21 protein-coding genes are annotated in these 24,578 nt (G+C 66.4%); 13 read left to right on the top strand and 8 right to left on the bottom strand.

Going from position 1 to position 24,578, the window contains the following annotated elements:
- Positions 1-44: 44 nt before the first annotated feature.
- Together fabV and BXA00_RS24915 are read right to left on the bottom strand one after the other, a co-directional pair.
- A complete protein-coding gene (gene fabV, locus BXA00_RS24920; RefSeq protein ID WP_076521051.1) occupies positions 45-1,235 on the bottom strand; it encodes an enoyl-ACP reductase FabV in 1,191 nt (396 codons plus the stop codon).
- A 106-nt stretch (positions 1,236-1,341) separates the two neighbouring features.
- Positions 1,342-2,316, bottom strand: a complete 975-nt coding sequence (locus BXA00_RS24915; RefSeq protein ID WP_076521050.1) for a DMT family transporter — start codon at positions 2,314-2,316, stop codon at positions 1,342-1,344.
- Between the two features lie 111 nt (positions 2,317-2,427).
- On the opposite strand from BXA00_RS24915, the gene BXA00_RS24910 reads away from it, so the two are divergent.
- The 7 genes from BXA00_RS24910 to BXA00_RS24880 all read left to right on the top strand — a co-directional run bounded on the left by BXA00_RS24910 (position 2,428) and on the right by BXA00_RS24880 (position 9,867).
- Positions 2,428-3,315 (top strand): LysR family transcriptional regulator, encoded by an 888-nt coding sequence (locus BXA00_RS24910; RefSeq protein ID WP_076521049.1) that lies wholly within the window; start codon positions 2,428-2,430, stop codon positions 3,313-3,315.
- Positions 3,316-3,730: 415 nt separating this feature from the next.
- On the top strand, positions 3,731-4,777 hold the full coding sequence (locus tag BXA00_RS24905; protein ID WP_076521048.1) for a TRAP transporter substrate-binding protein: 1,047 nt from the start codon (positions 3,731-3,733) through the stop codon (positions 4,775-4,777).
- A gap of 155 nt (positions 4,778-4,932) precedes the next feature.
- The gene (locus BXA00_RS24900) at positions 4,933-5,553 is read left to right on the top strand and encodes a TRAP transporter small permease subunit (protein WP_076521047.1); all 621 of its coding nucleotides are present in this window, start codon (positions 4,933-4,935) and stop codon (positions 5,551-5,553) included.
- Complete coding sequence (locus tag BXA00_RS24895; protein ID WP_076521046.1) at positions 5,550-6,833, top strand: TRAP transporter large permease; 1,284 nt, start codon at positions 5,550-5,552, stop codon at positions 6,831-6,833. Before BXA00_RS24900 ends, BXA00_RS24895 begins: the two co-directional genes overlap by 4 nt.
- A gap of 66 nt (positions 6,834-6,899) precedes the next feature.
- Complete coding sequence (locus BXA00_RS24890) at positions 6,900-7,583, top strand: DUF2848 domain-containing protein (RefSeq protein WP_076521045.1); 684 nt, start codon at positions 6,900-6,902, stop codon at positions 7,581-7,583.
- Positions 7,584-7,674: 91 nt separating this feature from the next.
- Positions 7,675-9,024, top strand: coding sequence for an amidase (locus BXA00_RS24885; protein WP_076522114.1), 1,350 nt, complete (start codon positions 7,675-7,677; stop codon positions 9,022-9,024).
- Positions 9,025-9,060: 36 nt separating this feature from the next.
- Complete coding sequence (locus BXA00_RS24880) at positions 9,061-9,867, top strand: putative hydro-lyase (protein WP_076521044.1); 807 nt, start codon at positions 9,061-9,063, stop codon at positions 9,865-9,867.
- A gap of 18 nt (positions 9,868-9,885) precedes the next feature.
- Here the strand turns inward: BXA00_RS24880 and BXA00_RS24875 are convergent, their stop codons facing one another.
- The 5 genes from BXA00_RS24875 to BXA00_RS24855 form a co-directional block, all read right to left on the bottom strand.
- Positions 9,886-11,109 carry an alpha/beta hydrolase gene (locus BXA00_RS24875; RefSeq protein WP_172805888.1) on the bottom strand — a complete coding sequence of 408 codons (1,224 nt, stop codon included), beginning with the start codon at positions 11,107-11,109 and terminating at the stop codon, positions 9,886-9,888.
- Between the two features lie 338 nt (positions 11,110-11,447).
- A complete protein-coding gene (locus BXA00_RS24870; RefSeq protein ID WP_076521042.1) occupies positions 11,448-12,518 on the bottom strand; it encodes a porin in 1,071 nt (356 codons plus the stop codon).
- 268 nt (positions 12,519-12,786) lie between these two features.
- Positions 12,787-14,088: a TRAP transporter large permease gene (locus BXA00_RS24865; protein WP_076521041.1), complete on the bottom strand. Its 1,302-nt coding sequence runs from the start codon at positions 14,086-14,088 to the stop codon at positions 12,787-12,789.
- Entirely contained in the window at positions 14,081-14,581 is a 501-nt protein-coding gene (locus BXA00_RS24860; protein ID WP_076521040.1) for a TRAP transporter small permease, read from the bottom strand. Before BXA00_RS24860 ends, BXA00_RS24865 begins: the two co-directional genes overlap by 8 nt.
- 7 nt (positions 14,582-14,588) lie before the next feature.
- Entirely contained in the window at positions 14,589-15,563 is a 975-nt protein-coding gene (locus BXA00_RS24855; protein ID WP_076521039.1) for a TRAP transporter substrate-binding protein, read from the bottom strand.
- 280 nt (positions 15,564-15,843) lie between these two features.
- On the opposite strand from BXA00_RS24855, the gene nudC reads away from it, so the two are divergent.
- The 3 genes from nudC to BXA00_RS24840 all read left to right on the top strand — a co-directional run bounded on the left by nudC (position 15,844) and on the right by BXA00_RS24840 (position 21,038).
- Complete coding sequence (gene nudC / locus BXA00_RS24850; protein WP_076521038.1) at positions 15,844-16,614, top strand: NAD(+) diphosphatase; 771 nt, start codon at positions 15,844-15,846, stop codon at positions 16,612-16,614.
- Positions 16,615-16,816: 202 nt separating this feature from the next.
- On the top strand, positions 16,817-17,326 hold the full coding sequence (locus tag BXA00_RS24845; RefSeq protein WP_076521037.1) for a winged helix DNA-binding protein: 510 nt from the start codon (positions 16,817-16,819) through the stop codon (positions 17,324-17,326).
- A gap of 88 nt (positions 17,327-17,414) precedes the next feature.
- A complete protein-coding gene (locus BXA00_RS24840) occupies positions 17,415-21,038 on the top strand; it encodes a hydantoinase B/oxoprolinase family protein (RefSeq protein ID WP_076521036.1) in 3,624 nt (1,207 codons plus the stop codon).
- 23 nt (positions 21,039-21,061) lie between these two features.
- Here BXA00_RS24840 and BXA00_RS24835 read toward each other — a convergent pair whose 3' ends face one another.
- Positions 21,062-22,096: a C45 family peptidase gene (locus tag BXA00_RS24835; protein ID WP_076521035.1), complete on the bottom strand. Its 1,035-nt coding sequence runs from the start codon at positions 22,094-22,096 to the stop codon at positions 21,062-21,064.
- 167 nt (positions 22,097-22,263) lie between these two features.
- Between BXA00_RS24835 and glnH the strand changes: the two genes are divergently transcribed.
- The 3 genes from glnH (at position 22,264) to glnQ (ending at position 24,559) form a co-directional block, all read left to right on the top strand.
- Positions 22,264-23,013 (top strand): glutamine ABC transporter substrate-binding protein GlnH, encoded by a 750-nt coding sequence (gene glnH / locus BXA00_RS24830; protein ID WP_076521034.1) that lies wholly within the window; start codon positions 22,264-22,266, stop codon positions 23,011-23,013.
- Positions 23,014-23,177: 164 nt separating this feature from the next.
- Positions 23,178-23,834, top strand: a complete 657-nt coding sequence (gene glnP, locus BXA00_RS24825; protein ID WP_076521033.1) for a glutamine ABC transporter permease GlnP — start codon at positions 23,178-23,180, stop codon at positions 23,832-23,834.
- The gene (gene glnQ, locus BXA00_RS24820; protein ID WP_076521032.1) at positions 23,831-24,559 is read left to right on the top strand and encodes a glutamine ABC transporter ATP-binding protein GlnQ; all 729 of its coding nucleotides are present in this window, start codon (positions 23,831-23,833) and stop codon (positions 24,557-24,559) included. The genes glnP and glnQ overlap by 4 nt, the downstream gene beginning before the upstream one ends.
- The last annotated feature ends 19 nt before the right edge of the window (positions 24,560-24,578 follow it).

The following is a 24,578-nucleotide window of genomic DNA, read 5'->3' as shown; positions in this document are numbered from 1 at the left end:
GCCGGGGCAGCCAGGCACGCGAGGCCCGCGGGCCCCGCGGCTGGTCAGATCAGTCCACGCATTTCCACGACGGGATCGACGTCGGCGTCATAATCCACGCCGTCGAATTCAAAGCCGAAGAGGCGCAGGAATTCGCGCTTGTAGCCCGCAAAATCGGTCAGCGTATAAAGGCTGCCGGTGTCGACCTGGTTCCATAGGGCCTGTACTTGCGCCTGTACGTGCGGGGCCAGTTCCTTGCGGTCGGCGCGCAGGCGTCCTTCCTCATCCATGATGGGCGAGGGGCCGCAGAGGCTGTCGCGGTAGAGGCCATACACCTGCTCGATGCAGCCTTCATGGGTGCCGTCTTCCTTCATGACTTTGAAGAGCAGCGACAGGTACAGCGGCATCATCGGAATGGCCGAGCTGGCCTGCGTCACGACGGCCTTGAGCACCGACACGCGCGCGTCCCCGCCATGGGCCGCAAGCTTTGCGCGGATGTCCAGCACCTTCTGGTCCAGGTCTTTCTTGGCGGCGCCGATCGAGCCGTTCCAGTAGATGTCGTGCGTGATCTTTTCGCCCAGATACGTAAAGGCGGTGGTGGTGGCGCCTTCAGCCAGCACGCCGGCCGCCTGCAGCGCATCGATCCACATCTGCCAGTCCTCGCCGCCCATCACGGCGACGGTGGCGTCGATCTCGGCTTGCGAGGCCGGTTCCAGCACGCCGTCCTTGATGAGCTCCTTGTCGGTGTCCAGGCCGCGCAGGGTCACGGACTTGCCGATGGGCTTGAGGGTGGAGTTGTGGACCTGCCCGGTCTTCGGATGCGTGCGGCGCGGGGCGGCCAGGCTGTAGATGACCTGGTCGACCTGACCCATGCCCGCCTTGATGGCGGCGATGGTCTTTTGCTTGATCTCGTCGGAGAACGCATCGCCATTGATGCTTTGCGCGGTCAGGCCTTCGGCCTCGGCGAACTTGTGGAAGGCGGCGCTGTTGTACCAGCCCGGCGTGCCCGCCTTGCTGGCTTCGCCCGGGCGTTCGTAGAAGACGCCCAGCGTCTGCGCGCCACAGCCGAATGCCGCGGTGATGCGCGCGGCCAGTCCGTAACCGGTCGATGCACCCAGCACCAGCACGCGCTTGGGCCCCCCGGGCACCGCTCCCTGCGCCTTCACGTAGTCGATCTGGTTCTTGACGTTGGCCTCGCAGCCGACGGGATGGGTGGTGACGCAGATGAAACCGCGCACGCGGGGCTTGATGATCATGAGGGCCTCTTGTTGGGGATACGCCAGGGGCCGATGCCGCATAGGGCAAAAGGCGAAGCGCATTGTACGGGAGGCGGTCGGCCCGCGGCGGCGGGCCGGCCGCCGTTCAGCGTGCGGCCGTCTTGCCGGCGGCGGAACCGGCCGGGACGGCGCCCTGGGCGCGGCTGCGTCGCCATTCGACCAGGCCGATGCCCATGCCGCTGGCGCAGATGATCGCGATGCCCAGCCACGTCAGCGCGTCCGGGAAGTGGCCCCACACCAGCCAGCCCACCGACGCCGCGCTGATGATCTGCAGGTAGATGAACGGGGCCAGCGTGGAAGCCGGGGCGCGGCGGTAGGCGGCGATCTGGAACAGATGGCCCAGGCCGCCGGTGACGCCGGTCGAGATCAGCACGATCCAGTCCAGCGTGGACAGGCCCTGCAGCACGGGCAGGGCGGGCGGCAGGATGAAGGGCAGGGTGACCGTCAGGCACACGGTGCCCACCGCGCCGCTCCAGATCAGGGACGTGAACGGGTCGTCGCCCGCCACGCGGCGCGTGGCGATGAATTGCGCGGTAAAGCAACAGGCCGTCAACAGCCCGAAGATCGTTCCGATGGGATGCAGCCCGCCGCCGGGACGGATGACGATGAGCACGCCGACGAAGGCAATGCCCGCGGCGACGAAGCGCGACAGGCGCGCGGGTTCGTTCAGGATCCAGGGCGCCAGCGACAGCACCAGCAGCGGCGCCAGGAAGTTGATGGACGTGGCCTCGGCCTGCGGGATGTAGCTCAGCGTCGTAAAGAACATGAGCGTGGCCAGGAACATCGAGCCGCCGCGCACGAGCTGCTCGCGCGGCTTCTTGCTGCGCAGCACGGCGGTGCCGCGGGCCGGCAGGACCAGTGCCAGCACCAGCACCAGGTGAATGGCATAACGAAACCAGGACAGCACCAGGAGCGGCACGCCCGCATCCATGACCCACTTGCCGCTGGCGTCCAGGCAGGACAGGGTCCACATCGACAGCACCAGCAGCAGCACACCGATCATCGGGCCGCGCGCGGCGGATGCGCCGGGGCGCGGGCGACCGTTATCGGCCGGGGACATGGACAGGGCTCCTGTTCTGGATGTAGGGACCGTCGCGCCATCGGACTGATGCAGGCGACGCGGCGCGGGGCGGCTGACATGATACGCTCATCCCGGCAGGGGAACAGGCCAATGATAGAACTACGAAACGTCGAAACTTTTTTCTGGGTCGCCACGCTGGGCAGCTTTCGCGCCGCGTCGGACAAGCTCAACACCACGCAGCCCGCGGTCTCGCAGCGCATCGCCTCGCTCGAGGCGGACCTGGGCGTCAAGCTGTTCGACCGCGATGCGCGCGGCGTCAAGCTGACGGCCAAGGGGCATGAACTGCTGTCGCACGCGGAGCGCATGCTGCAGGTGCGGCGCGACATGTTCGAGGCCGCGCGCGAGCAGAACGTCATGTCCGGCACGGTGCGCATCGGCGTGGCCGAGACCATCGTGCAGACCTGGCTGCCGGCCCTCATCGAACTGATCCATGCGACGTATCCGGCGCTGGTGCTCGAGATCGAGGTGGACACCACGCATGTGCTGCGCTCGCACCTGATGTCGCGCCAGATCGACCTGGCGTTCCTGATGGGGCCGGTGCTGGAGGCCCGGGTCGAGAACCTGCCGCTGTGCACCTATCCGCTGGCGTGGGTGGCGAGCCCGTTGCTGGACCTGGGGCCGGAGCCCCTGACGCTGGCGACGATCGGCAAGCTGCCGATCATCACGTATCCGTCCAACAGTTCGCCGTACCGCGTGGTGCGCGACATGCTCACGCGGGCGGGGATCGCGTCGCCGCGCATGTATGGCAGCGCGTCGATGTCCATGGTGGTGCGGATGACGCAGGATGCAATCGGCACCAGCGTGATCGCGCCCGTGTTCCTGGGCAAGGAACTGGCCCGCGGCGAACTGCGGATCCTGCAGGTGCAGGCCGATCCGCTGCCCGAGCTGAGCTTTACCGCCACCTGGGTGCAGGGGCCAGACAGCCACGCCGTGCGCATCATCGCGCAGATGGCGCAGAAGGTCGCGGCGCAGGCCTGAACGGCCAAATGGCCGTAGGTGTTTTCCCCAGATGGGGCGCCGCGCCACCCGTGGCCGGCGCGCCTGCCGGGCGGGTTTGCGCAGTGCGGCATCCGCCGCAAAGCCGCGCCGATGCGTCGTTTGCGAAAAACGGCGGCAAATCGCGCGGCGAGACCCAAAAAAAATTTATACCCCCACATCGGAACATACGATTGGACGGTCGCCGCCCCTGGCGATGCAATGGCGCTACAGAAATAAGTAGCGCCTGGATACACAGTGCGGGGGAAAAACCATGAATAGGCATCAGTTGCACGTCGGACCTGACGCATTTCCTGTCCCTGCCTTGCATCCCTGACACCCGATTCTTAACGGCGCGCGACCAGGATAACGGGATCCCGCGCGCGACAGACGATCCCGCCAGCCAGGAGTTTTGTCCATGAAGAAGTCTCTTGCTTTCGCCGCCGTCGCCGCCAGCCTGTTGGCCGGCGCCGTCCAGGCCCAGGACCTGCCCAAGACCAATCTGAAGGTCGTGGGCGGCCTGTCCAACCTGACCGCTTACAACGACTACGAGAAGCCGTTCTGGACCAAGACGATTCCCGAGCTGTCCAAGGGACAAGTCACGGCGGAAATCAAGGGCTTCAACGAAATGGGCCTGAAGGGGCCTGAGCTGCTGCGCCTGATGTCGCAGGGCGTGATCGAATTCGGCACCGCCACGCTGTCGTACTTCGCCAGCGACAATCCCATCAACGAAGCCATCGACCTGGCCGGCCTGGCGCCGGACGTCAAGACCGCGCGCGCCGTGACCGACGCATTCGAGCCCGTCTACGCCAAGCTCTACGGCGAAGGCAACAACGTCAAGCTGCTGGGCATTTCCACCTATCCGGCGCAGGTGCTGTTCTGCAATGCCGAGATCAAGGGCCTGGCCGACATCAAGGGCAAGAAGGTCCGCACCAGCAGCCGCACCACGGCCGAGTTCGTCGAGGCGCTGGGCGGTTCCAGCGTGACGATGGCCTTCGGCGAAGTGGTCCCCGCGTTGCAGAACAAGGTCGTGGACTGCGCCATCACGGGTTCGCTGTCCGGCTATTCGGCCAAGTGGTATGAAGTGTCGACCCACCTGGTCGCGCTGCCGATCAACTGGAACCAGCAGATCCATGCCGTCAACCAGAAGGCCTGGGACAAGCTGGATCCGAAGGTGCGCACGTTCCTGCAGACCAACATCACCATGCTGGTCGACAACATCTGGGACGCCGCCGCCCGCCAGACGCAGGAAGGCTATGACTGCAACACCGGCGCTGCCGCATGCCCGTTCCCCGTCAAGGGCAAGATGGTTCTGGTGCAACCCTCCGATGCCGACCGCGCCCTGCTGAAGAAGGTGGCGCAAGAGGCCGTGCTGCCCAAGTGGGCCGCCCGTTGCTCGGCGCAGTGCGTGAAGGACTGGAACGCCACCGTCGGCAAGACCCTGAACCTGACCGCCAGCAAGTAAAGGCCAGGACGCGCCAGCCCGCGGGCCGGCGCGTCCGCCGGCCAACGCGCCGGCCTGCTGTACCCGCCCGTGACACGGGCTTGCGATTCCGGCTTGCGATAGCGGCCTGCGCCATCCGCCTGTGATGCCAGGCCGAGCCACCCGAGGTTCCATTCATGACTCAAACCGAACACTTCCGCCTGCTAGGCGGCCTGTTGCGGCGCGCCGAGAGCTTTTCGCGCGCGGCCGTATGGGCCGGCGGCGCCCTGACGGTCGCCAGCGTGCTGCTGATCTCCTTTGACGTGCTGGCCCGTAAATTCCTGGGCTTCACGACCGGCGGCGCGGACGAACTGTCCAGCTACGCTTTCGCGATCAGCACGTCCTGGGCGCTGGCCTTTGCGACGCTGCAACGCGCCAACGTGCGCGTCGACGTGCTGTACCAACACCTGCCCGTCCGACTGTCGGCCGTGCTGGACTGGCTTTCCATCGTGGCGCTGGCCGTCTTCATGGTGTTCCTGACCTACTACGCCTACGACGTGGTGGTGACGTCCTGGACCCAGAAGTCCACCGCCAACACGCCGCTGGCCACGCCGCTGTGGATTCCGCAGGGCCTGTGGATGCTGGGCCTGGGCTGGATGTGCATCACGGTCGCGCTGATGCTGGCGCGCGCCTCTGCCGCCCTGGTCACGGGCGACATCGAACTGGTCAAGCAGATCTGCGGCGTGCGCTCCGCGCAGGAAGAGGCCGAAGAAGAAGCCGCCGCCGGCGAGCGCATGGTCAAGGGAGAATCCGCATGATTGCCACCGCGTTGACACTATTGCTGGTGCTCATCGGCCTGTCCATCCCCGTGGGCGCCGCGCTGGGCGTGCTGGGCCTGATCCTGGACCCGATGTTCTCGATGCTGCCGCTGACGCGCGCCATCGGCGAGATTTCCTGGAGCTCGAACAACGAGTTCCTGCTGGTCGCGATTCCGCTCTTCATCATGCTGGGCGAGGTCTTGCTGCGCGCCGGCTTTGCCGAGCGCATGTACGGCGCCATGAGCCTGTGGCTGTCGTGGCTGCCGGGCGGGCTGATGCATGCCAATATCGGCGCGTCGACCCTGTTTTCGGCGACCTCCGGCTCCAGCGTGGCCACCGCGGCCACCGTGGGCACCGTCGCCATTCCGCAGATCCGCAAGTACGGCTACAACGAACCGCTGTTCCTGGGCAGTCTTGCCGCGGGCGGCACGCTGGGCATTCTTATCCCGCCTTCCATCAACCTGGTCATCTATGGCGTGCTGACGAACTCGTCGGTGCCCAAGCTGTACCTGGCCGGCATCATTCCCGGCTTCGCGATGGCGATGCTGTTCATGCTGACGGTGGTCGTCGCCTGCGTCGCCAAGCCGTCGTGGGGCGGCAAGAAGATCAGCGCGACGTGGGGCCAGCGCCTGGCCAGCATCGTGCACCTGGCGCCGCCCATGGGGATCTTCTTCCTGGTGGTGGGCTCCATCTATGCGGGCCTGGCGACGCCGACCGAGGCCGCGGCGCTGGGCGTGCTGGGCGCCTTCATCCTGGCGGCGTGGTTCCGCCGCCTGAGCTGGTCGATGCTGCGCGAGGTAATGGAGGGCACGATGCGCTCCACGGCGATGATCATGCTGATCGTCATCGCGGCGAGCTTCCTGAACTTCATCATGTCGGCCACGGGCTTGACGGATGCATTGACCAAGTCCATCACCGGGCTTGGCTTGTCGCCCGGCTGGATGTTGCTGATCGTGGTGATTTTCTATCTGGTGCTCGGCTGCTTCATGGAAACCCTGTCCATGATGATCACGACGATTCCCATCGTCGCGCCCATCATGATCGCGCTGGGCTACGACCCCATCTGGCTCGGCATCGTGATCATCATCCTGGTCGAGGCCGCCCTGATCACGCCGCCCGTCGGATTGAACCTGTTCGTCGTGCAGAGCCTGCGCAAGAGCGGTTCCATGAGCGCGGTCATCGTCGGCAGCCTGCCGTTCGTCGCAGCCATGTTCGTGATGCTGGCGCTGCTGGCGTTCTGGCCCGACATCGCGCTGTGGCTGCCGCGCGTCTTTGGCTGATTTCCCTTTGATCCCGGCGCGGCCCGATGCCGCGCCGCTCTTCACCCCCTTCTTCGCAGGACAGACATGAAAGCCGTATTCAAGATCGACGACGCCAATCCCCGTCAGGTGGAAGTGGATTTCAACACCGTGATCGTGGCGGGCTGGGCCGGCCGCGACATGGCCGCCATCGAGCACCACATCGAGGAATTGGCCGCCATCGGCGTGCCGCGTCCGAGCAGCGTGCCGCTGTACTACCGCATCGCGGAGAACCAGTTGACCCAGTCCGCCAACGTGCAGGCGCTGGGCGAGGAATCGTCGGGCGAAGTCGAGACGTTCGTCTTTGCCGTGGACGGCGAGATGTACGTCAGCATCGCTTCCGACCACACCGACCGCAAGCTGGAAACGGTCAGCGTGGCCATGTCCAAGCAGGTCTGCGTCAAGCCCGTGGCCACCGAGGCCTGGCGCCTTGCCGACGTGGCGGACCACTGGGACGAGCTGGTCATCCGCTCCTACATCGTCGAGAACGGCGAAAAGGTGCTGTACCAGGAAGGTCCGCTGTCCACGCTGCGCACGCCGCAGGACCTGATCGCGGGCTACACCGGCGGCGCTGCCGTGCTGCCGCAAGGCGCGGGCATGACCTGCGGCACCGTGGGCGCCATCGGCGGCATCCGCGCGGCGGCGGATTTCACGATGGAACTGCACGATCCGCGCCTGCAGCGCACGTTGCGCCACCGCTATCATGTCGAATCGCTTCCCGTGGTGGCCTGACACCTGCCATTCCCGGCACTGATTAACCGGGCGCATTCCTGCGGATGCGTCCGTTCGCACATTCACGCCGCCCGGCGGCATGAGGACAATGATGGTTTCGACCCTGAATGATCTGACCACGGCCCTGCGCGAGGGCCGCAGCACCTCCGTTGCGCTGACCGAAGCCGCGCTGGCGCGGGCCCAGGATCCGGCGGGCGAGGGCGCCCGCGCGTTCACCAAGCTGTATGCCGAATCGGCGCTGGCCCAGGCGCGCGCGTCCGACACGCTGCGCGCGGCAGGGATCGTGCGATCCGCGATCGACGGCCTGCCCATCAGCATCAAGGACCTGTTCGACATCGAGGGCGAAACCACGATGGCCGGTTCGGTGGCCCGCGAGGGCGAGCCCGCGGCCGAGGCGAATGCCGAAGTCGTGCAGCGCCTGATCGCCGCCGGCGCCGTCATCATCGGCCGCACCAACATGACCGAATTCGCGTATTCGGGCCTGGGCATCAATCCGCACTACGGCACGCCGCTCAACCCCTACGACCGCGCCACCGGCCGCATTCCCGGCGGATCGTCCTCCGGCGCCGCCGTTTCGGTCGCGGATGGCATGGCTGTCGCGGGCATCGGCTCGGACACGGGCGGCTCCGTGCGCATCCCGGCCGCCCTGTGCGGCCTGACGGGCTTCAAGCCCAGCGCCTGGCGCGTGTCCATGCAGGGCGTGCTGCCGCTGTCGGCCAACCTGGACTCCATCGGCCCCATCGCCGCCAGCGTGCGCTGCTGCGCCGAGCTGGACGCCATCCTGTCGGGTGACGCGGGGCCGCTGCCGCAGGCATTGCCCGTGCGCGGCCTGCGCCTGGCCATTCCGACCACGCTGGCGCTGGACGCCATGGACAAGCACGTGTCGGACAGCTTTGCGGCGGCCGTGCAGCGCCTGGAAGCGGCCGGCGCGCTGATCGACCGGATCGAGATTCCCGAGTTCGCCGAACTGGCGTCCATCAACAGCAAGGGCGGCTTCACCGCCGCGGAAGCCTGGGCCTGGCACCGCGACCTGATCGCGCGCGCGGGCAAGCGCTACGACCCGCGCGTGGTGTCGCGCATCATGCGCGGCCAGGACATGTCGGCGGCGGATTACCTGGATCTGCTGGATGCGCGCGAAGCCTGGGTCGCCGCCGTGGATCACCGCATCGCGGGCTATGACGCGCTCATCATGCCCACCACGCCCATCGTGGCGCCGCCGGTGGCGGACCTGCAGGCCGCCGACGAGGCCTACTACGCCGCCAACGGCCTGATCCTGCGCAATCCGACGCTCATCAACTTCCTGGACGGCTGCGCGCTGTCGCTGCCGTGCCACGCCGCAGGCACCGCGCCGGTCGGCCTGATGATCGCCGGCAGCAACGGCGCGGATCGCCGGATCCTGGGCATCGGCCTGTCCGTCGAAGACCTGTTCGCCGGCCGCTGACCGGCATTTCAAGCAACCTGCAACAAGAGAACTTTCATGCCTGACGCCGATAACGTTCGAACCAGCCTCGCGCTTGCCCGGCAGGCGCGGCTGGACGCGCGCAGCGGGCGCCTGACCGGACCCACGGCCAATCTGGCGCCGGGGCACGTGCAGGCCAACCTGGCCATCCTGCCGCGCGCGCTGGCGGCGGACTTCCTGCACTTCTGCCAGCGCAATCCCAAGCCTTGCCCCTTGCTGGCCATGTCCGAACCGGGCGATCCGTCGTTGCCGGAACTGGGCGCGGACATCGATATCCGCACCGACATTCCGCGCTACCGGGTCTGGAAGGACGGCGTGCTGGTCGCCGAACCGACGGACGTGCGCGATCTCTGGCGTGACGACCTCGTCTCGTTCCTGATCGGCTGCTCGTTTTCGTTCGAAGAGGCCATGCTGGACAACGGCCTGCCCGTGCGCCACATCGAACAGGGCAGCAATGTGCCGATGTACCGCACCAACATCCCCACGCAGCCCGCCGGCGTCTTCGGCGGCCCGCTGGTGGTGTCCATGCGGCCGCTCAAGGCGGCGGACGCGATCCGCGCGATCCAGGTGACGTCGCGCTTTCCGTCCGTGCACGGCGCGCCGGTCCACATCGGCGATCCGTCGCTCATCGGCATCGCCGACATCGACCGTCCCGACTACGGCGATCCGGTGGATATCCGCGCCGGGGAAATGCCCGTGTTCTGGGCCTGCGGCGTCACGCCGCAGTCGGTCGTGGCGGCCGTGCGGCCCGAGTTCTGCATCACGCACGCGCCGGGCCACATGCTGGTCACGGACCTCATCAACAGCCGCATGGCGGTGTTCTGACCGGGCGCTGCGCAGGCTTCAACGCTTGCGCATGAGCGCTTCGACGCGCTGGTCGTAGTCGGGCGGGAAGGTCCAGAAGCGCATGCCTTGCTGCGTGTAGCCTTCCTGCAGCCCGCGGTCGGCTGGCGCCTTGTGGTACAGGAACTGCATCAGCACGTCGCTGCTGACCCAGCTGTTGCCGAACCAGAAACTGTGCGCGCGGCGGTGCATGTCGGGGATGGCGCGCGGATCGACCCAGATCATGTCGAAGTTCAACTGCTGGGAAGCCGCGTTCACGAATTCCACCTGTTCCGGCGTCAGGTCGTCCGCGCTGGGGCGGCCGGCCCGGGACGCGCGCTGATGGCGCGCCGCGAAGCCCAGGGCGCGATCGTCCAGGTTGGCGCCCAGGCTTACGCGTTCGGTCAGGTCGATGTACTGGCGCAGGTCCGTCACGAACCGATAGGTGTCCTCGTCGGGCGCCGCAAAATAGATCTGCCCCAGGCGCAGCCGCGCACGCAGCTGTTCGCGGCTTTCGCCGTCCCGCGGCTGGGCCAGCGTGGCCAGCCCTTCGCTCGCGATCCGCGCGCCCGCGCTGAAGGCGAGCACGTTGATGTGTTCCGCATTCGTGTTGCTCGCCAGCAGTTCTATCAACCGCGCAAACGCGGGCACCGACGCGCGCGCGGCGCGGACGTCGGTCGCATAGGAAAGCAGACTGCCCGCCGAGGGCCACAGGAAGGCCAGCACGACGGCCTGGCGGCCCGTGAAATGATGGAACTGGGCGGCCTGCGCGGTGCCGCGCCACACGGCGTTGTTGAACCCGTGCACGTAGATGATCAGGTCGCGGTGCCGGCTGACCGCCAGGGCGTCGTTGATGAGGTCGAAGTATGCCCGCGCCTCGGGCGAGGCTTGCACGTCGCTTTGCAGGGGCAGCGCGACCAGCTCGTCCATGCGCTCCAGGCTGAGCACCGGCCGGCCGCGCTGGCTGTCCGACGTGGAAAGCTGCCGCAGTTGATCCCAGTCCAGCGTGCCGTCGCCGATCTGCACTTTTGCGATGCCCAGGCGCAGTGTGTCGCTGGGGAAAATGGAATAGAACGGCTGGCGCGACCCGATGAACACGGCGCGGTTGGTGGCGTACAACAGGGGAATCGAGGTGCTGTCGAGCGCCGCGTCCTTGTGCGCGAAGGGGTCCACGAGGCCCGTTGTGAACTTGAGCGGCGTGGGCATCAACTGCACCGGCGAGGAGCAGGCCGCCAGCAACGCCATGGCTGCCATCGCCAGGGCTGTCAGGACAGCCCGCAGCGGACGGCTCGGTGACGCAGACGCGCAGGCACGCGGGAGGCTCATGCGTTGGGCCCGGTTCAGGTTGGTGGGGATGGGCGCTGCGCAGGCGCCGGGAGCGTCACGCGAAGCGCCACCGTCATACCACTGCAAACGGCGAAGGCACGCGTGGATTGTCGCCGTGGTCATGGCGACGATCAAGGGGGAAGGGGGGGGTGTCTGACCCCCTTGGGCCACGGTCTCGGAAGGAAGACCATTTCACTCGGGTGTCAGACAGCTCGTCCTGACACGCGCCGGCCCGGCGGGGGCCGGCGCTTGGGGCATCAGAAGATGTGGCGCATGCCCACGGCGGCGCCGAGCTGGTGGCTCTGGCCGGCGATTTCGCCGCTGGCGGCGTCGCTGACCTTGTTCCAGTCGACGGTGCCGTACAGTTGCGTGCGCTTGGACAGCGCGTATTCGGCCACGGCGACCAGCGCATAGCGCTTGCCCTTGTCGCCTTCCTCGACCACGTTCTCGCTGCGGTCATAGTAGGCTGCGCCCGTGATGGCCCAGCGCGGGGTGGCCTGCCAGGTCACGCCGGCGAAATAGCCGTTGTCCTTGCGATCGAGGCTGGCGGTGGTGGTGCCGCCCATGACGCCGTTGACCCAGCCCGTTTCGTCGCGGCCATTGAAGTAGCCCGCGAAGACCTTGGCCCCATCGAACTGGTAGGAGGCGTTCAGGTTCCAGGCGCGCTGGCGCTGGTCGGAATCGGCGGCGGCGTAGGTCTGTTGCCAGGCCGCGCCCAGGCCGAGCTGGCCCACGGTGTAGCGCAGGCTGGCGCCATATTGCTGGCCGGCCTTGCGATCGTCCCAGTCGTCGCCGTTGGCCCACGAGGCCACCACGGCCAGGTTGCCGAAGGTGTTGGCGTACTTGGTCATGTTGTTGGTGCGCACGCGCGACATGGCGGCGGGCAGCCAGGCGTTCTGCTCGTAATTGCCGACGGTCAACGGGTCGAAATAATCGGCCAGCAGGTCGAACATGGGCGTGTTCTGCAGGCCCAGCGTCAGCGTGCCGATGCTGCCGCCATCCAGGCCGACGTAGGCCAGGCGGCTGAAGGCCTTGGACGTATCCGACCCGCGGCCGTTCTGCAGGTTGACGCCGTTTTCCAGGCGGAAGAAGGCGCGGTTGCCGTTGCCCAGGTCTTCCGAGCCGCGCAGGCCCCAGCGGCTGTTGGAGATGGCGCCGTTTTCCATGGAGACGCGGCTGCCGTCTTCGCCCACGGCGCCTGAACTGGTGCTCAGGTAACGGATGCTGACGTCGGCGATGCCGTACAGGGTGACGCTGGTTTCGGCGCTGGCCGTACCGGCGGCCAGGCCCATGCCGGCCGCGGCCAGCGTGAGGGTGATGCGTTTCACTTGAGACTCCTCCAGGTGTAGCTGATTTGTGGTTGCGCCGCGCTTTTGGCTTGGCGGGTCGCGCCCGGCGGTTGGCCGCGCGCCTGGGGATTCTAAGAAAGTTGGCGCGGCCGGAACATCGAAAAACTTCGGCGTTTTCCCGGGTTTACAGCGTGAGGCGACCGCGACAGGTCCCCAAGCAGAAAAAACAGACCGACGGAAAAGAAAAAACCCCGTTCGAAGAACGGGGTTTGGAGGGCACGGGGCCTGGGCGACGCTTGCGCGGGCGCTACAGCGTCATGTGCAGCGGCAGCCAGGTCGCGATGCCGGGAATCACATAGAGCAGCAGCACGGCCACCGTCATCAGGATGAACATCGGCAGCGAAGCGCGGGCGATGTAGGGCAGTTCCCGCCCGCTCATGCCCGACAGCACGAACAGGTTGAAGCCCACCGGCGGTGTGATCTGTGCCATTTCCACCACGAACACGACGAAGATGCCGAACCAGATCAGGTCGATGCCGGCAGCCTGCACGGTCGGCAGCAGCACGCCCATGGTCAGCACCACGATCGAGATGCCGTCCAGGAAGCAGCCCAGCACGATGAAGAACACCATCAGCGCCATGATCAGGCCGAACTGGGGCAGGCCCAGGCCGCCGATCCATTCTGCCAGCGCGCGCGGCAGCCCGATGTACCCCATCGCCAGGGTAAGGAACTGTGCGCCCGCCAGAATCAGCGCAATCATGCAGTACAGCCGGGTGGCGCCCAGCAGGGATTGCATGAAGCTGCTGCGGTTCAGCGACCCTTGCAGCGCCGACAGGAACAGCGCGCCCACCACGCCGACCGCCGCGGCTTCCGTCGCGGTGGCGATGCCGGTGTAGATGGAGCCCAGCACCGCGCCGATCAGCAACAGCACCGGAATCAGGTGCCGCGAGCGGCCCAGCTTTTCCATGAAGGACAGGCCGGGGTCCGCCGCCGGAACCTGGTCCGGATTGCGGATGGCCCACCAGGCGATGTAGCCGCTAAAGAGCAGCGCCAGCACGATGCCCGGCACGATGCCCGCGATGAACAGCTTGGCGATGGACACGTCCGCCGCCACGCCGTACACGATCATGATGATCGAGGGCGGGATGAGCAGGCCCAGCGTGCCGGCGCCCGACAGCGTGCCAAGGATCTTGTCCTCGGGGTAGCCGCGGCGCGTGAGCTCGGGGATGGTCATCTTGCCGACCGTCGCGCAGGTGGCCGCCGATGAGCCGGACACCGCCGCGAAGATCGCGCAGCCGATCACGTTCGTGTGCAGCAGGCGGCCGGGCACCCGGTTCAGCCAGGGCGCAAGCCCCTTGAACAGGTCTTCCGACAGCCGGGTGCGGAACAGGATTTCGCCCATCCACAGGAAGAGCGGCAGGGCGGTCAGCGTCCAGCTGGACGAGGCGCCCCAGATCGTGACGGCCATGGCGTCGCCCGCGGGGCGGCTGGAGAAGATCTCCATGCCGATCCAGGCCGTGCCCGCCAGCGTCAGGCCGACCCACACCCCGCAGCCAAGCAGGACGAAGATCGAAACGACCAGTAGGGTAATGACGAGAAGTTCATTCATGAGTTTGCTGCGATGTGGCGGCGGAGAGGCCGCGCGAACGGCGGATCAGTTCATCGACGAGGGCGACGAAGAACAGGATCGTGCCGACGGCCATGGTCGTCTGCGGGATCCAGAGCGGCGTGGCGTCGTTCGACGTGGAGATGTCGTTGAACAGCCAGGAGTCGTACGTGAGCTTGACGCTGAAAAACGCGAAGGCGGCGGCCAGCAGGCAGCCGACGGCCAGGGCGAAGATGTCGAGCCGGCGGCTGCCCGCGGGCGCCAGCGAATTGAGCAACAGCGTCACGCGGATGTGCTCGCCGTGCTTGAACGTGCTGGCCAGCGCCAGGAATCCCGCCGCGGCCATGAAATACCCGGCATAGGCATCCGTGCCGGGAATGTTGAAACTGAGCTGGCGGGAGATGATCGCCGCCAGCACTGAAACAAGTACGCCTATCGTGCACAGGCCGGCCAACAGGCCGGCCGCGCCGTACAGGGAATCTAGAAAACGGCGCATGTCGGAATTACTGCTTCTTGTAGGCGTCGATCATGGCCTGGCCGTCCGCGCCGGCCTTCTTGAGCCAGTCGTCAAGCATGCGCTTGCCGATCACGCTCAGGCCTTCCTTGAGTTCGACCGTGGGCTTGATGGTTTCCATGCCGTTCTTGGCCAGCTCGGCCTGATACCACTTGTTCTTTTCCTGCGACAGCTTCCAGCCGCGTTCCTCGGCTTGCGCGGCGGCCTTTTTCAGGGCTTCCTGCGTGGCCGGATCCAGCGCGTCGAACGCCTTCTTGTTCACGATGATGGCGTTCTTGGGCAGCCAGGCCTGCGTGTCGTAGAACTTCTTGATGTACTCGTAGGTCTTGGTGTCGTAACCCGTGGACGCGGAGGACATGTAGGAATCGATCACGCCGGTGGCCAGCGCCTGGGCCAGTTCGGCCTGCTGCACGGTCACGGGCTGCGCACCGACCAGTTCGGCGATCTTGGCCGTCACCGGGCTGTAGGCGCGCCACTTCAGGCCCTTCATGTCGCTGATCTGCTTGATGTCCTTGTTGGCGAAGATGCCCTGGGGCGGCCACGCCACGGCATACAGCAGGGTCATGCCCTGCGAGGCCAGCTTCTTTTCCAGGAAGGGCTTTTGCGCCTGGTACAGCTTGAACGAGGCGTCGTAGCCGGTGGCCAGGAAGGGCAGGCCGTCCAGTTCGTAGACCGGGTCTTCGTTGGCGAAGTTGGTCAGCAGGATCTCGCCGATCTGCGCCTGGTTGCCTTGCACCGCGCGCTTGATCTCGGGCGCCTTGTAGAGCGAGGCGTTGTTGTGCAGCGTGATCTTGAGCTTGCCATCCGACAGCGTGTCCACGTCCTTGATGAAGGTGGTCAGGTTCTCGACGTGGAAGTTGCTCGCCGGGTAGGCGCTGGGGAGGTCCCACTTGGTCTGGGCCTGTGCGCCCGCGCTGAATGCCAGGACGATGCTGCCGGTCAGCAGCGAGATTTTCTTGTACATGGTGGTCCTTCTTTGCGAATGGTGAAGACGGGTCTTTCCCGATAGGCAGTGCGGAAAAAGATTGCGCGGCGCGGCGTCGCGCCGCCTGAGCGCCGTGCCATTCTATGTTGCTGTGCGGTAACAAAGCGCGGTAAATCGCCGTTTTACGGGTAATTCCTAAGGCTGCCTGTCGTTCATTGATTGAAGGTTCAATGTTTGCGGTCCATGACCGCCGAGGCGTTATCCGCGCACGGTTTTTCTTCTAAGATTGCGCCATTGCCTACGCAGCGCAGAGGGTCGTGTGAATTTCGTTTTTCGCCGTGATGAGTTGCTGGTCGAGACATCGTCCAGCGTGTTGCCGGATTCGGCGTTGTGCGAACGCATCGGCCTGACTGCCGCGGCCTTGCTGCCCGTCTGGGTGCAGGCGGATTCGCCGTATCGGACGGTGTGCGTCGAGCCTGGCATCGAAGCCCCGGAAGGCTACGCATTCAAGAAGCTGCGGTCGCTGTTCGGCGTGTTCGACGACGAAGCGATGGCATTGGCGGGCCGCGCCTACCAGATCGCCGAATGGGCGCGCACCCATCGCTTCTGCGGCGCCTGCGGCACCCGCGCCGAGCGCGTGGCGCACGAATTCTGCCTGCGCTGCCCCGCCTGCGGGCTGTCGGCGTATCCGCGCATCGCGCCGGCGATGATGGTGCTGATCCGCAAGGGCGACAGCATATTGCTGGCGCGCCACGCCAACGCGCCCACGGCCCGCTACACGGCGCTGGCCGGCTTTGTCGAGCCGGGCGAAAGCATCGAGCAGACCGTTCATCGCGAAGTCTTCGAAGAGGTGGGCCTGAAGGTCGGCAACCTGCAGTACTTCGGCAGCCAGCCCTGGCCGTTCCCGCACTCGCTGATGGTGGCGTTCACGGCGGACTACGTGTCGGGCGACATCCGTGTCCAGGAAGATGAGATTGTCGACGCCCGCTGGTTCGGCCCGGGCGACGCCATGCCCGAGATCGCGGCCCGCATTTCGATTGCCGGCTGGCTGATCCGGGCGAACCTGCCCATGGGCTGGACCGCGCCCTGACGGCCTGAGCCGTATGGCCCGAGCCCGGTGCCTCCGTGCCCTGAGGGACCGATGCCCTGAAGGCCGGCAGGTCGATTCCACCTAGGGGTATTCCCTCGAAGCGAGGGATTTTTTACGGCCACGCCTTATTTTTTATTGATGAAATATGGATAAATTATTAGTATTTCATCCAGATAAACTTGGCTTTCGGGTCCTGGCTCCTATGTCCTCTGCGTTGATTGCGTCATCGGCTCATCTGGCTGGCGGTAGCGCGCCAGATCTTTCCGAAGTGGAATTCGGCCTGATGATCGCCGGCCATGCGTTCGATCGCTGGACCGTGCGCTGCATGGCGGCTGCCGGCCTGCCGGACCTGACGCCTACCGACGTCATGGTGTTCCACCACGTCTACCACCGTCAGCGGCCCAAGAAGCTGGCCGACATCTGTTTCACGCTCAACGTGGAAGACACCCACGTCGTCAGCTATGCGCTGAAAAAGCTGGACCGGCTGGGCGTGGTGCGCGGCGAGCGCAGCAGCAAGGAAGTCTTCTACAGCGTCACACCCGAGGGCGCGGCGATTCTGAAGCGCTACGGAGAAATCCGCGAGCAGTGCCTGACCGCCGGCCTGGACGCGCCAGGCGGGGGCGGGCTGGAATTCAGCCGCCAGTTGGCGCACACGCTGCGCGCGTTGTCCGGACTGTATGACCAGGCGGCGCGTGCCGCGACCTCTCTCTGATTCCAATACGCGGGGCAAGGCCCCGATCCATCCGCAACCCGACCGTGGCCGAGCGCGCCCCGGCGGCCTCTTGTTTTCGAGGATACCTATGAAGTGGCAATTCTGGATTGACCGTGGGGGCACCTTCACCGACATCGTGGCGCGCCGCCCCGATGGCACGACCACCACGGCGAAGATGCTGTCGGAAAACCCCGAGCAGTATCGCGACGCCGCAGTCGCGGGCATACGCAAGCTGCTGGGCATCGCGCCCGGCCAGCCGGTGCCCGCCGATCAGGTCGAGTGCGTGAAGATGGGCACCACCGTGGCCACCAACGCGCTGCTCGAACGCAAGGGCGAGCGCACCTTGCTCGTGACCACGCGGGGCTTTCGCGACGCGCTGCGCATCGCCTACCAGAACCGCCCGCGGCTCTTCGACCGCAATGTGCTGCTGCCCGAGATGCTGTACGAGTCCGTCATCGAAGCGGACGAGCGCGTCGCGGCCGACGGCGAGGTGATCCGTCCGCTGGATGAAGCCGGTCTGCGCAAGGACATGCAGGCCGCGTACGACAGCGGCATCCGCGCCGTCGCCATCGTCTTCATGCATGCCTGGCATGCCACCGGCCACGAACAGCAGGCCGCGCGCATCGCGCACGACATCGGCTTCACGCAGGTGTCCGTCTCGCACGAGGTCAGCCCGCTGATCAAGTTCGTCTCGCGCGGCGACACGACCGTGGTGGACGCCTACCTGTCGCCCATCCTCAAGCGCTATGTGGACCAGGTTGCCGGCGAACTGCCCGGCATCCGCCTGATGTTCATGCAATCCAGCGGCGGCCTGACCGACGCGCATCGTTTCCGCGGCAAGGACGCGATCCTGTCGGGCCCGGCGGGCGGCATCGTCGGCATGGTGCGCACCAGCGAGATCGCCGGCTTCCCGAAGGTGATCGGCTTTGACATGGGCGGCACGTCGACCGATGTGTCGCATTACGCGGGCGAGTTCGAGCGCGAGTTCGAGACCCAGGTGGCCGGCGTGCGCATGCGCGCGCCCATGATGAGCATCCATACGGTCGCGGCCGGCGGCGGCTCCATCCTGCATTTCGACGGCGCGCGGCTGCGCGTCGGGCCGGATTCGGCGGGCGCCAATCCCGGTCCGGCCTGCTATCGCCGGGGCGGTCCGCTCGCGGTGACGGACTGCAATGTCCTGCTGGGCAAGATCCAGCCCGATTTCTTCCCCAAGGTGTTCGGACCCGAAGCCAACGAGCCCCTGGACCGCGACGCCGTGGTCGAACGTTTTTCCGCGATGGCCGCCGAGGTCCGCGCCGCCACGGGCCGCGAGATGTCGCCCGAACAACTGGCCGAGGGTTTCCTCGAGATCGCGGTGGGCAACATGGCCGAAGCCATCAAGCGCATCTCGGTGCAGCGCGGCCATGACGTCACCGAATACGCGCTGACCGTGTTCGGCGGCGCCGGCGGGCAGCATGCCTGCCTGGTGGCCGACGCGCTCGGCATGACGACCGTCTTTGCCCACCCGCTGGGCGGCGTGCTGTCGGCCTATGGCATGGGCCTGGCCGACCAGACGGACATGCGCCAGAAGACCGTCGAAAAGGTGCTGGACGCGGCCCTGATGAGCGAGCTGAAGGAAGAGCTGGACGTCCTGGCAAGCCAGGCCGTCGGCGAACTGCGCCGCCAGCATGTGGCCGAGGCCGACATCGGCGTGCAGCGCCGCCTGCACCTGAAGTACCGCGGCACGGATACGGCGCTGGAAGTGGCGTTCACCGACCTCGCGCAGGCCCGCCACGATTTCGAGGCCGCCTATCGCCAGCGCTATTCGTTCCTGATGCCCAACCGCGAACTCGTGGTCGAGACCATTTCGGTCGAGGCGACGGGCGGGGGCGAACGCGTGGGCGAGGCAGCGACGGCGCGCGCCCGCGACGGCGCGCTGCAATCGCGCCGCGTGGTCAGCATGTACAGCGCGGGCGCCTGGCGCGATACGCCGCTCTATGTGCGCGAAGACATGGCCGGCGGCGACGTGGTCCCCGGCCCGGCCATCATTTCCGAGCCCAACCAGACCACGGTCGTGGAACCCGGCTGGCAGGCCGAGCTGACCGCGCAGGACCACTTCGTGATCCGCCGCGTGGAAGCGCGTCCCGAGCGCCGCAAGGTCGGAACGCAGGCCGACCCCGTCATGCTGGAGGTCTTCAACAATCTCTTCATGTCGATCGCCGAACAGATGGGCTACCGCCTGCAGAACACGGCGTACTCGGTCAACATCAAGGAGCGCCTGGACTTTTCCTGCGCCATCTTCGATGCGCAGGCGCGCCTGATCGCCAATGCGCCCCACATGCCGGTGCACCTGGGTTCCATGGGCGAATCGGTGCGCACGGTCATGAACGCCAACGCCGGCCGCATGATGCCGGGCGACGCCTACGTCGTGAACGACCCCTACCACGGGGGCACGCACCTGCCGGACGTCACGGTCATTACGCCCGTGTTCGACAAGGCGGGGCGCGAGATCCTGTTCTATGTGGGCTCGCGCGGCCACCACGCCGACATCGGCGGGACCACGCCGGGCTCCATGCCGCCGGATTCCAAGACCGTGGAAGACGAGGGCGTGCTGTTCACCAATTTCCAGCTCGTCAAGAACGGCGAGTTCCGGGAAGAGGCCGCCCGCCAGATCCTGGGGTCGGGCCGCTGGCCGGCGCGCAATCCGGACCAGAACATCGCCGACATGCATGCGCAGATCGCCGCCAACGAAAAGGGCGTGCAAGAGCTTCTGCGCATGTGCGACCACTTCGGCCTGGACGTCGTGCGCGCCTACATGGGGCACGTGCAGGACAACGCGGAAGAGGCGGTGCGCCGCGTGATCTCGGTGCTCAAGGACGGCAGCTACGAATACCCGCTGGACAACGGCGCGGTCATCCGGGTGGCCGTGCGCGTGGACACCGAGGCGCGCAGCGCCGTGGTCGACTTCACCGGCACGTCGCCGCAGTTGGACAACAACTTCAACGCGCCCGGGGCGATCGCGGTGGCGGCGGTGCTGTACGTCTTCCGCACCATGGTCAACGACGACATCCCGCTGAACGACGGCTGCCTGGTGCCGCTGTCCATCATCCTGCCGGAAGGCTCGATGCTCCGTCCGAACCCGCCGGCATCGGTGGTCGCGGGCAACGTGGAAACGTCCATGTGCATCGTCAACGCGCTGTATGGCGCGCTGGGCGTGCTGGCGGCCAGCCAGGGCACGATGAACAACTTCACGTTCGGCAACGCGCGCCATCAGTACTACGAGACCATCTCGGGCGGCACGGGCGCGGGCCCGGTGCGCATCGACGCGGCCGGTCCGCATGACGAGGGCTTTGCCGGCACGTCGGTGGTCCAGGCGCACATGACGAACTCGCGCCTGACCGATCCCGAAGTGCTGGAGTTCCGCTTCCCGGTGCGGCTGGAATCCTACGAGATCCGCAAGGGTTCGGGCGGCAAGGGCCGGTATCCAGGGGGCGACGGCGGCGTGCGCCGCATCCGCTTCCTGGAAGACATGACCGCGGCCATCCTGTCGAACAACCGGCGTTACGCCCCGTTCGGCCTGGCCGGCGGGCAGCCCGGCGCGATGGGGCGCAACTCGGTCGAGCGCGTGGACGGCACCATCGAGGAACTCGGCCCGCAGGACAGCGCGCAACTGCACCCGGGCGATGTGTTCGTCGTCGAAACGCCGGGAGGCGGGGGTTACGGCACGCTGTGATCCGGGCGGGTGTCCGGTCCCGTTCAGTCGGGATCGGACATCACGTCCAGCGCGATATCCGCTCGCGCCTTGCGGTCGTGCACGCGCAGGACCACGGCATCGTCCGTGATCTCGAACAGGGCGGTCGCCAGGGTGTTCTCGTCGTCGGGATCATCCCGCGCGGTCCGCAGGATCGGCAGGGCGCCCTCGGTGTCGAGCAGCGCGGCAAGCATGTCGGCGCTGCCCGACTCCGGGGACCACCCATCCACCAGTCCTTCGATCCGGTTCTGCCGGGCCCGCGACGAATCGGTGACGATCTGCGGCTGGCCGCGGGTGTCGGCGTGCACCATATGGTTGGCGTGCCCGTAGCGTCGGCCGATTTCCAGTATCGACACCGAGCCGGGGGTGACTTCGGCGCTCAGCAGGCGCGCGTCCGTGGCCGCGCCCAGCGTGTGGTGAAAGCCGCCGGCATGGGGCAGGTCGCGCAGCAACGCCACCGCCTCGTCCAGGGTCGCGCAGTCCAGGACCGCGCGCGCCAGGAACATGCGCGGCACGCCCGTATGCCGCTGCCGCGTGCGCAGATTGTTGATGGTCTGCACCAGCCCCGCCCGGTTGGCGGCAAAAGTGTGCCCGGGCAGCGAGCCGGGATAGTAGAAGCTGAGATAGCCCGGCGCGTCATCCAGGGCGACGTCCACCAGATGGCAACGGCCATACAGATACGGATCGCCGTCTTCGTTGTGGCCGATCCAGCGCGCGCCGTCGGCGGTGCGCAAGGCCACCGAGGTGCAGCCGTCCGTGGCGCTGTGGAGCAGATCTCCGCGGCAGTGCCACAGCAGCACGTCCTTGATCGGCATGCGCAGGCCCTCGGCCATTCCCTCGAGTTCTTCCCAGATCAGCGGCAGGGCGGCCTGCGCCTGTTGCGCCAGGTCGTCCACGAAGGGATGCCCGCGCCATGGCCGCAGCGCTTCCCAGGTTGCGCTCTGCTCCAGGTAGGTCGCCATGATCGGGCGGGCCAGCCTGCCCAGCGCCTGGCCTACCTGGCGGCGGTTTCCGGCGATACGTAGGTACTTGTAAGCCATGGGAATCCTCCGGATGTCTCGCGGATTGTAAGTTTTCTCCCGCCCGCCCGGCGGGGACTGATGCGTTAAGATCGTCGATAAGCTGGCCCGGCGAACCCGGCTCAGCCCAGGAATCATGCCCTTACAACAGCCCCGGGGTGCCTGGCGCTCCCCAAGAGGAGAGTTTCATGATCAAGCGTAAAGTCGCCGCCGCACTGGTCGGCCTGTCCCTCGCCCTGACCGGCGCTTCGGCCGTGCAGGCCCAGGGCAAGGAATTGGTGGTCGCCACCGATACCGCTTTCGTGCCGTTCGAATTCAAGCAGGGCAATACCTATACCGGATTCGACGTGGATCTTTGGGCGGCCATCGCCAAGGAACTCAACCTCAAGTACAAGCTGCAACCGATGGACTTCGCCGGCATCATCCCCGGCCTGCAGACCAAGAACATCGACGCGGCGCTGGCTGGCATCACGATACGCGACGATCGCAAGAAGGTCATCGATTTCTCCGATCCCTACTACGAAAGCGGCCTGGCCATCCTGGTGGGCGAAAAGAACACCGACATCAAGGATGCCGCCTCGCTGGCCGGCAAGACCGTGGCCGTCAAAACCGGCACCGCCACCGTGGACTTCCTGCGGTCCCAGGTCCCCGACGCCAAGCTCAAGTTGTTCCCCAATATCGACAACGCCTACCTGGAACTGGCGACCGGCCGCGTGGATGCGGCGGTGCACGACACGCCCAACGTGCAGTATTACGCCAACACGGCCGGCAAGGGCCGCGTGAAGGTGGTCGGGTCGGTCAAGAGCGGCGACTTCTACGGCATCGCCTTCCCCAAGGGCAGCCCGCTGGTGCCCGAGGTGAACAAGGCGCTCGCCACGCTCAAGGCCAACGGCCAGTACGACGCGATCTACACCAAGTGGTTCGGCAAGAAGCCCTGACGGGCCCGGATAGCCGCACTTTTCGCGGGCGCGCCGCCTAGGCGGGACGGGACCATGCCGGCGCCGGCCGCAATGCCGGCTTCCGGCGCAGGCACCGTCTTCGCGCTTACGCGGTTGCCCGCGCCATGATAGGGGCGCGCCATCGCGCGCCAGGGGGGAAGATCGTGGAGTTCGACTGGGCTGTAATCAACGATGCGCTACCCAATCTCCTGACGGGTACGCTCATGACCATCAAGATCACGTTCTGGGGCCTGGCGGGCGGTTTCCTGCTTGGCGCGCTGTCGGGCGTGACGCGGGCCTACGGGAACGCGATTCTCTCGGGCATTGCGCAGGTCTATGTCGCGGTCATCCGCGGCACGCCGATCGTGGTGCAGGTCATGTTCATCTATTTCGCGCTGCCCTTGCTGGCGGACATCCGGGTGGACGCCGAATGGGCGGCCATCGTCACTCTCATCATCAATTCGGGCGCCTACATCTCGGAAATCGTGCGCGGGTCGCTGCTGTCGGTCCACAAGGGGCTGAAGGAAGCGGGGCAGGCCATGGGGCTGCCTTTCCACAAGATCCTGCTGCACATCATCGGGCCGGTCGCATTCCGGCGGATGATCCCCCCGCTGGGCAACCAGTGCATCATCAGCCTGAAGGACTCGTCGCTCTTCATCGTGATCGGCGTGGCCGAACTGACCCGGCAGGGACAGGAAATCATGGCCAGCAATTTCCGCGCGGTCGAAATCTGGTCGGCCGTCGCGATCATCTACCTGATACTCACGGGCCTGATGGCGTTGACCCTGCATCTGGTCGAAAAGAGGATGCGCATCCTATGAGCATGATCGAATTCCATAACGTCACCAAACGCTTTGGCGACTCGACGGTGCTAAATGGCATCTCGCTGAACATCGATGCGGGCGAGGTCGTGGTGGTGGTGGGGCCGTCCGGCTCCGGCAAGTCCACATTCCTGCGCTGCATCAACGTGCTGGAGACCATCAACGAGGGCGACCTGCTGGTCGATGGCCTCAGCGTGAAAGGGGATCCGGCGCAAATCCGCGAGATCCGGCGCGAGGCGGGCATGGTGTTCCAGCAGTTCAATCTGTTTCCGCAAATGACGGCGCTGGAAAACGTCATGTTCGGGCCGGTGCACACACGGGGCCAGAGCCGGGCGGAAGCGCGCAAGCTAGCCGGGGAGTTGCTTGCCAAGGTCGGGCTGGCCGAACGCATGAACCACTATCCGGCCGAACTTTCGGGCGGCCAGCAGCAGCGCGTGGCGATTGCACGCGCGTTGGCGATCATGCCCAAGCTGATGTTGTTCGACGAGCCCACCTCCGCGCTGGATCCCGAGCTGCGCCATGAGGTGCTGCAGGTCATGCGCGACCTGGCCGAGGAGGGCATGACCATGGTGGTCGTCACGCACGAAATGGAATTCGCGCGCAAGGTCGGCAGCCGGCTCATTTTCATCGACGCCGGCAAGATCGCGCACGACGGTCCGCCCGAGGAACTGCTGAACAATCCCCCCAGCCAGCGCCTGAAGGACTTTCTGCAGCACGTGGCCTGACCCGGGCATGAAAAAAGGC

Origin of the sequence: Achromobacter sp. MFA1 R4 (assembly GCF_900156745.1) — a bacterium.
Taxonomy (GTDB): Bacteria; Pseudomonadota; Gammaproteobacteria; order Burkholderiales; family Burkholderiaceae_B; genus Achromobacter.
The sequence above is the reverse complement of the archived record's forward strand: the minus strand, read 5'-3'. Positions and strand labels throughout refer to the sequence as shown.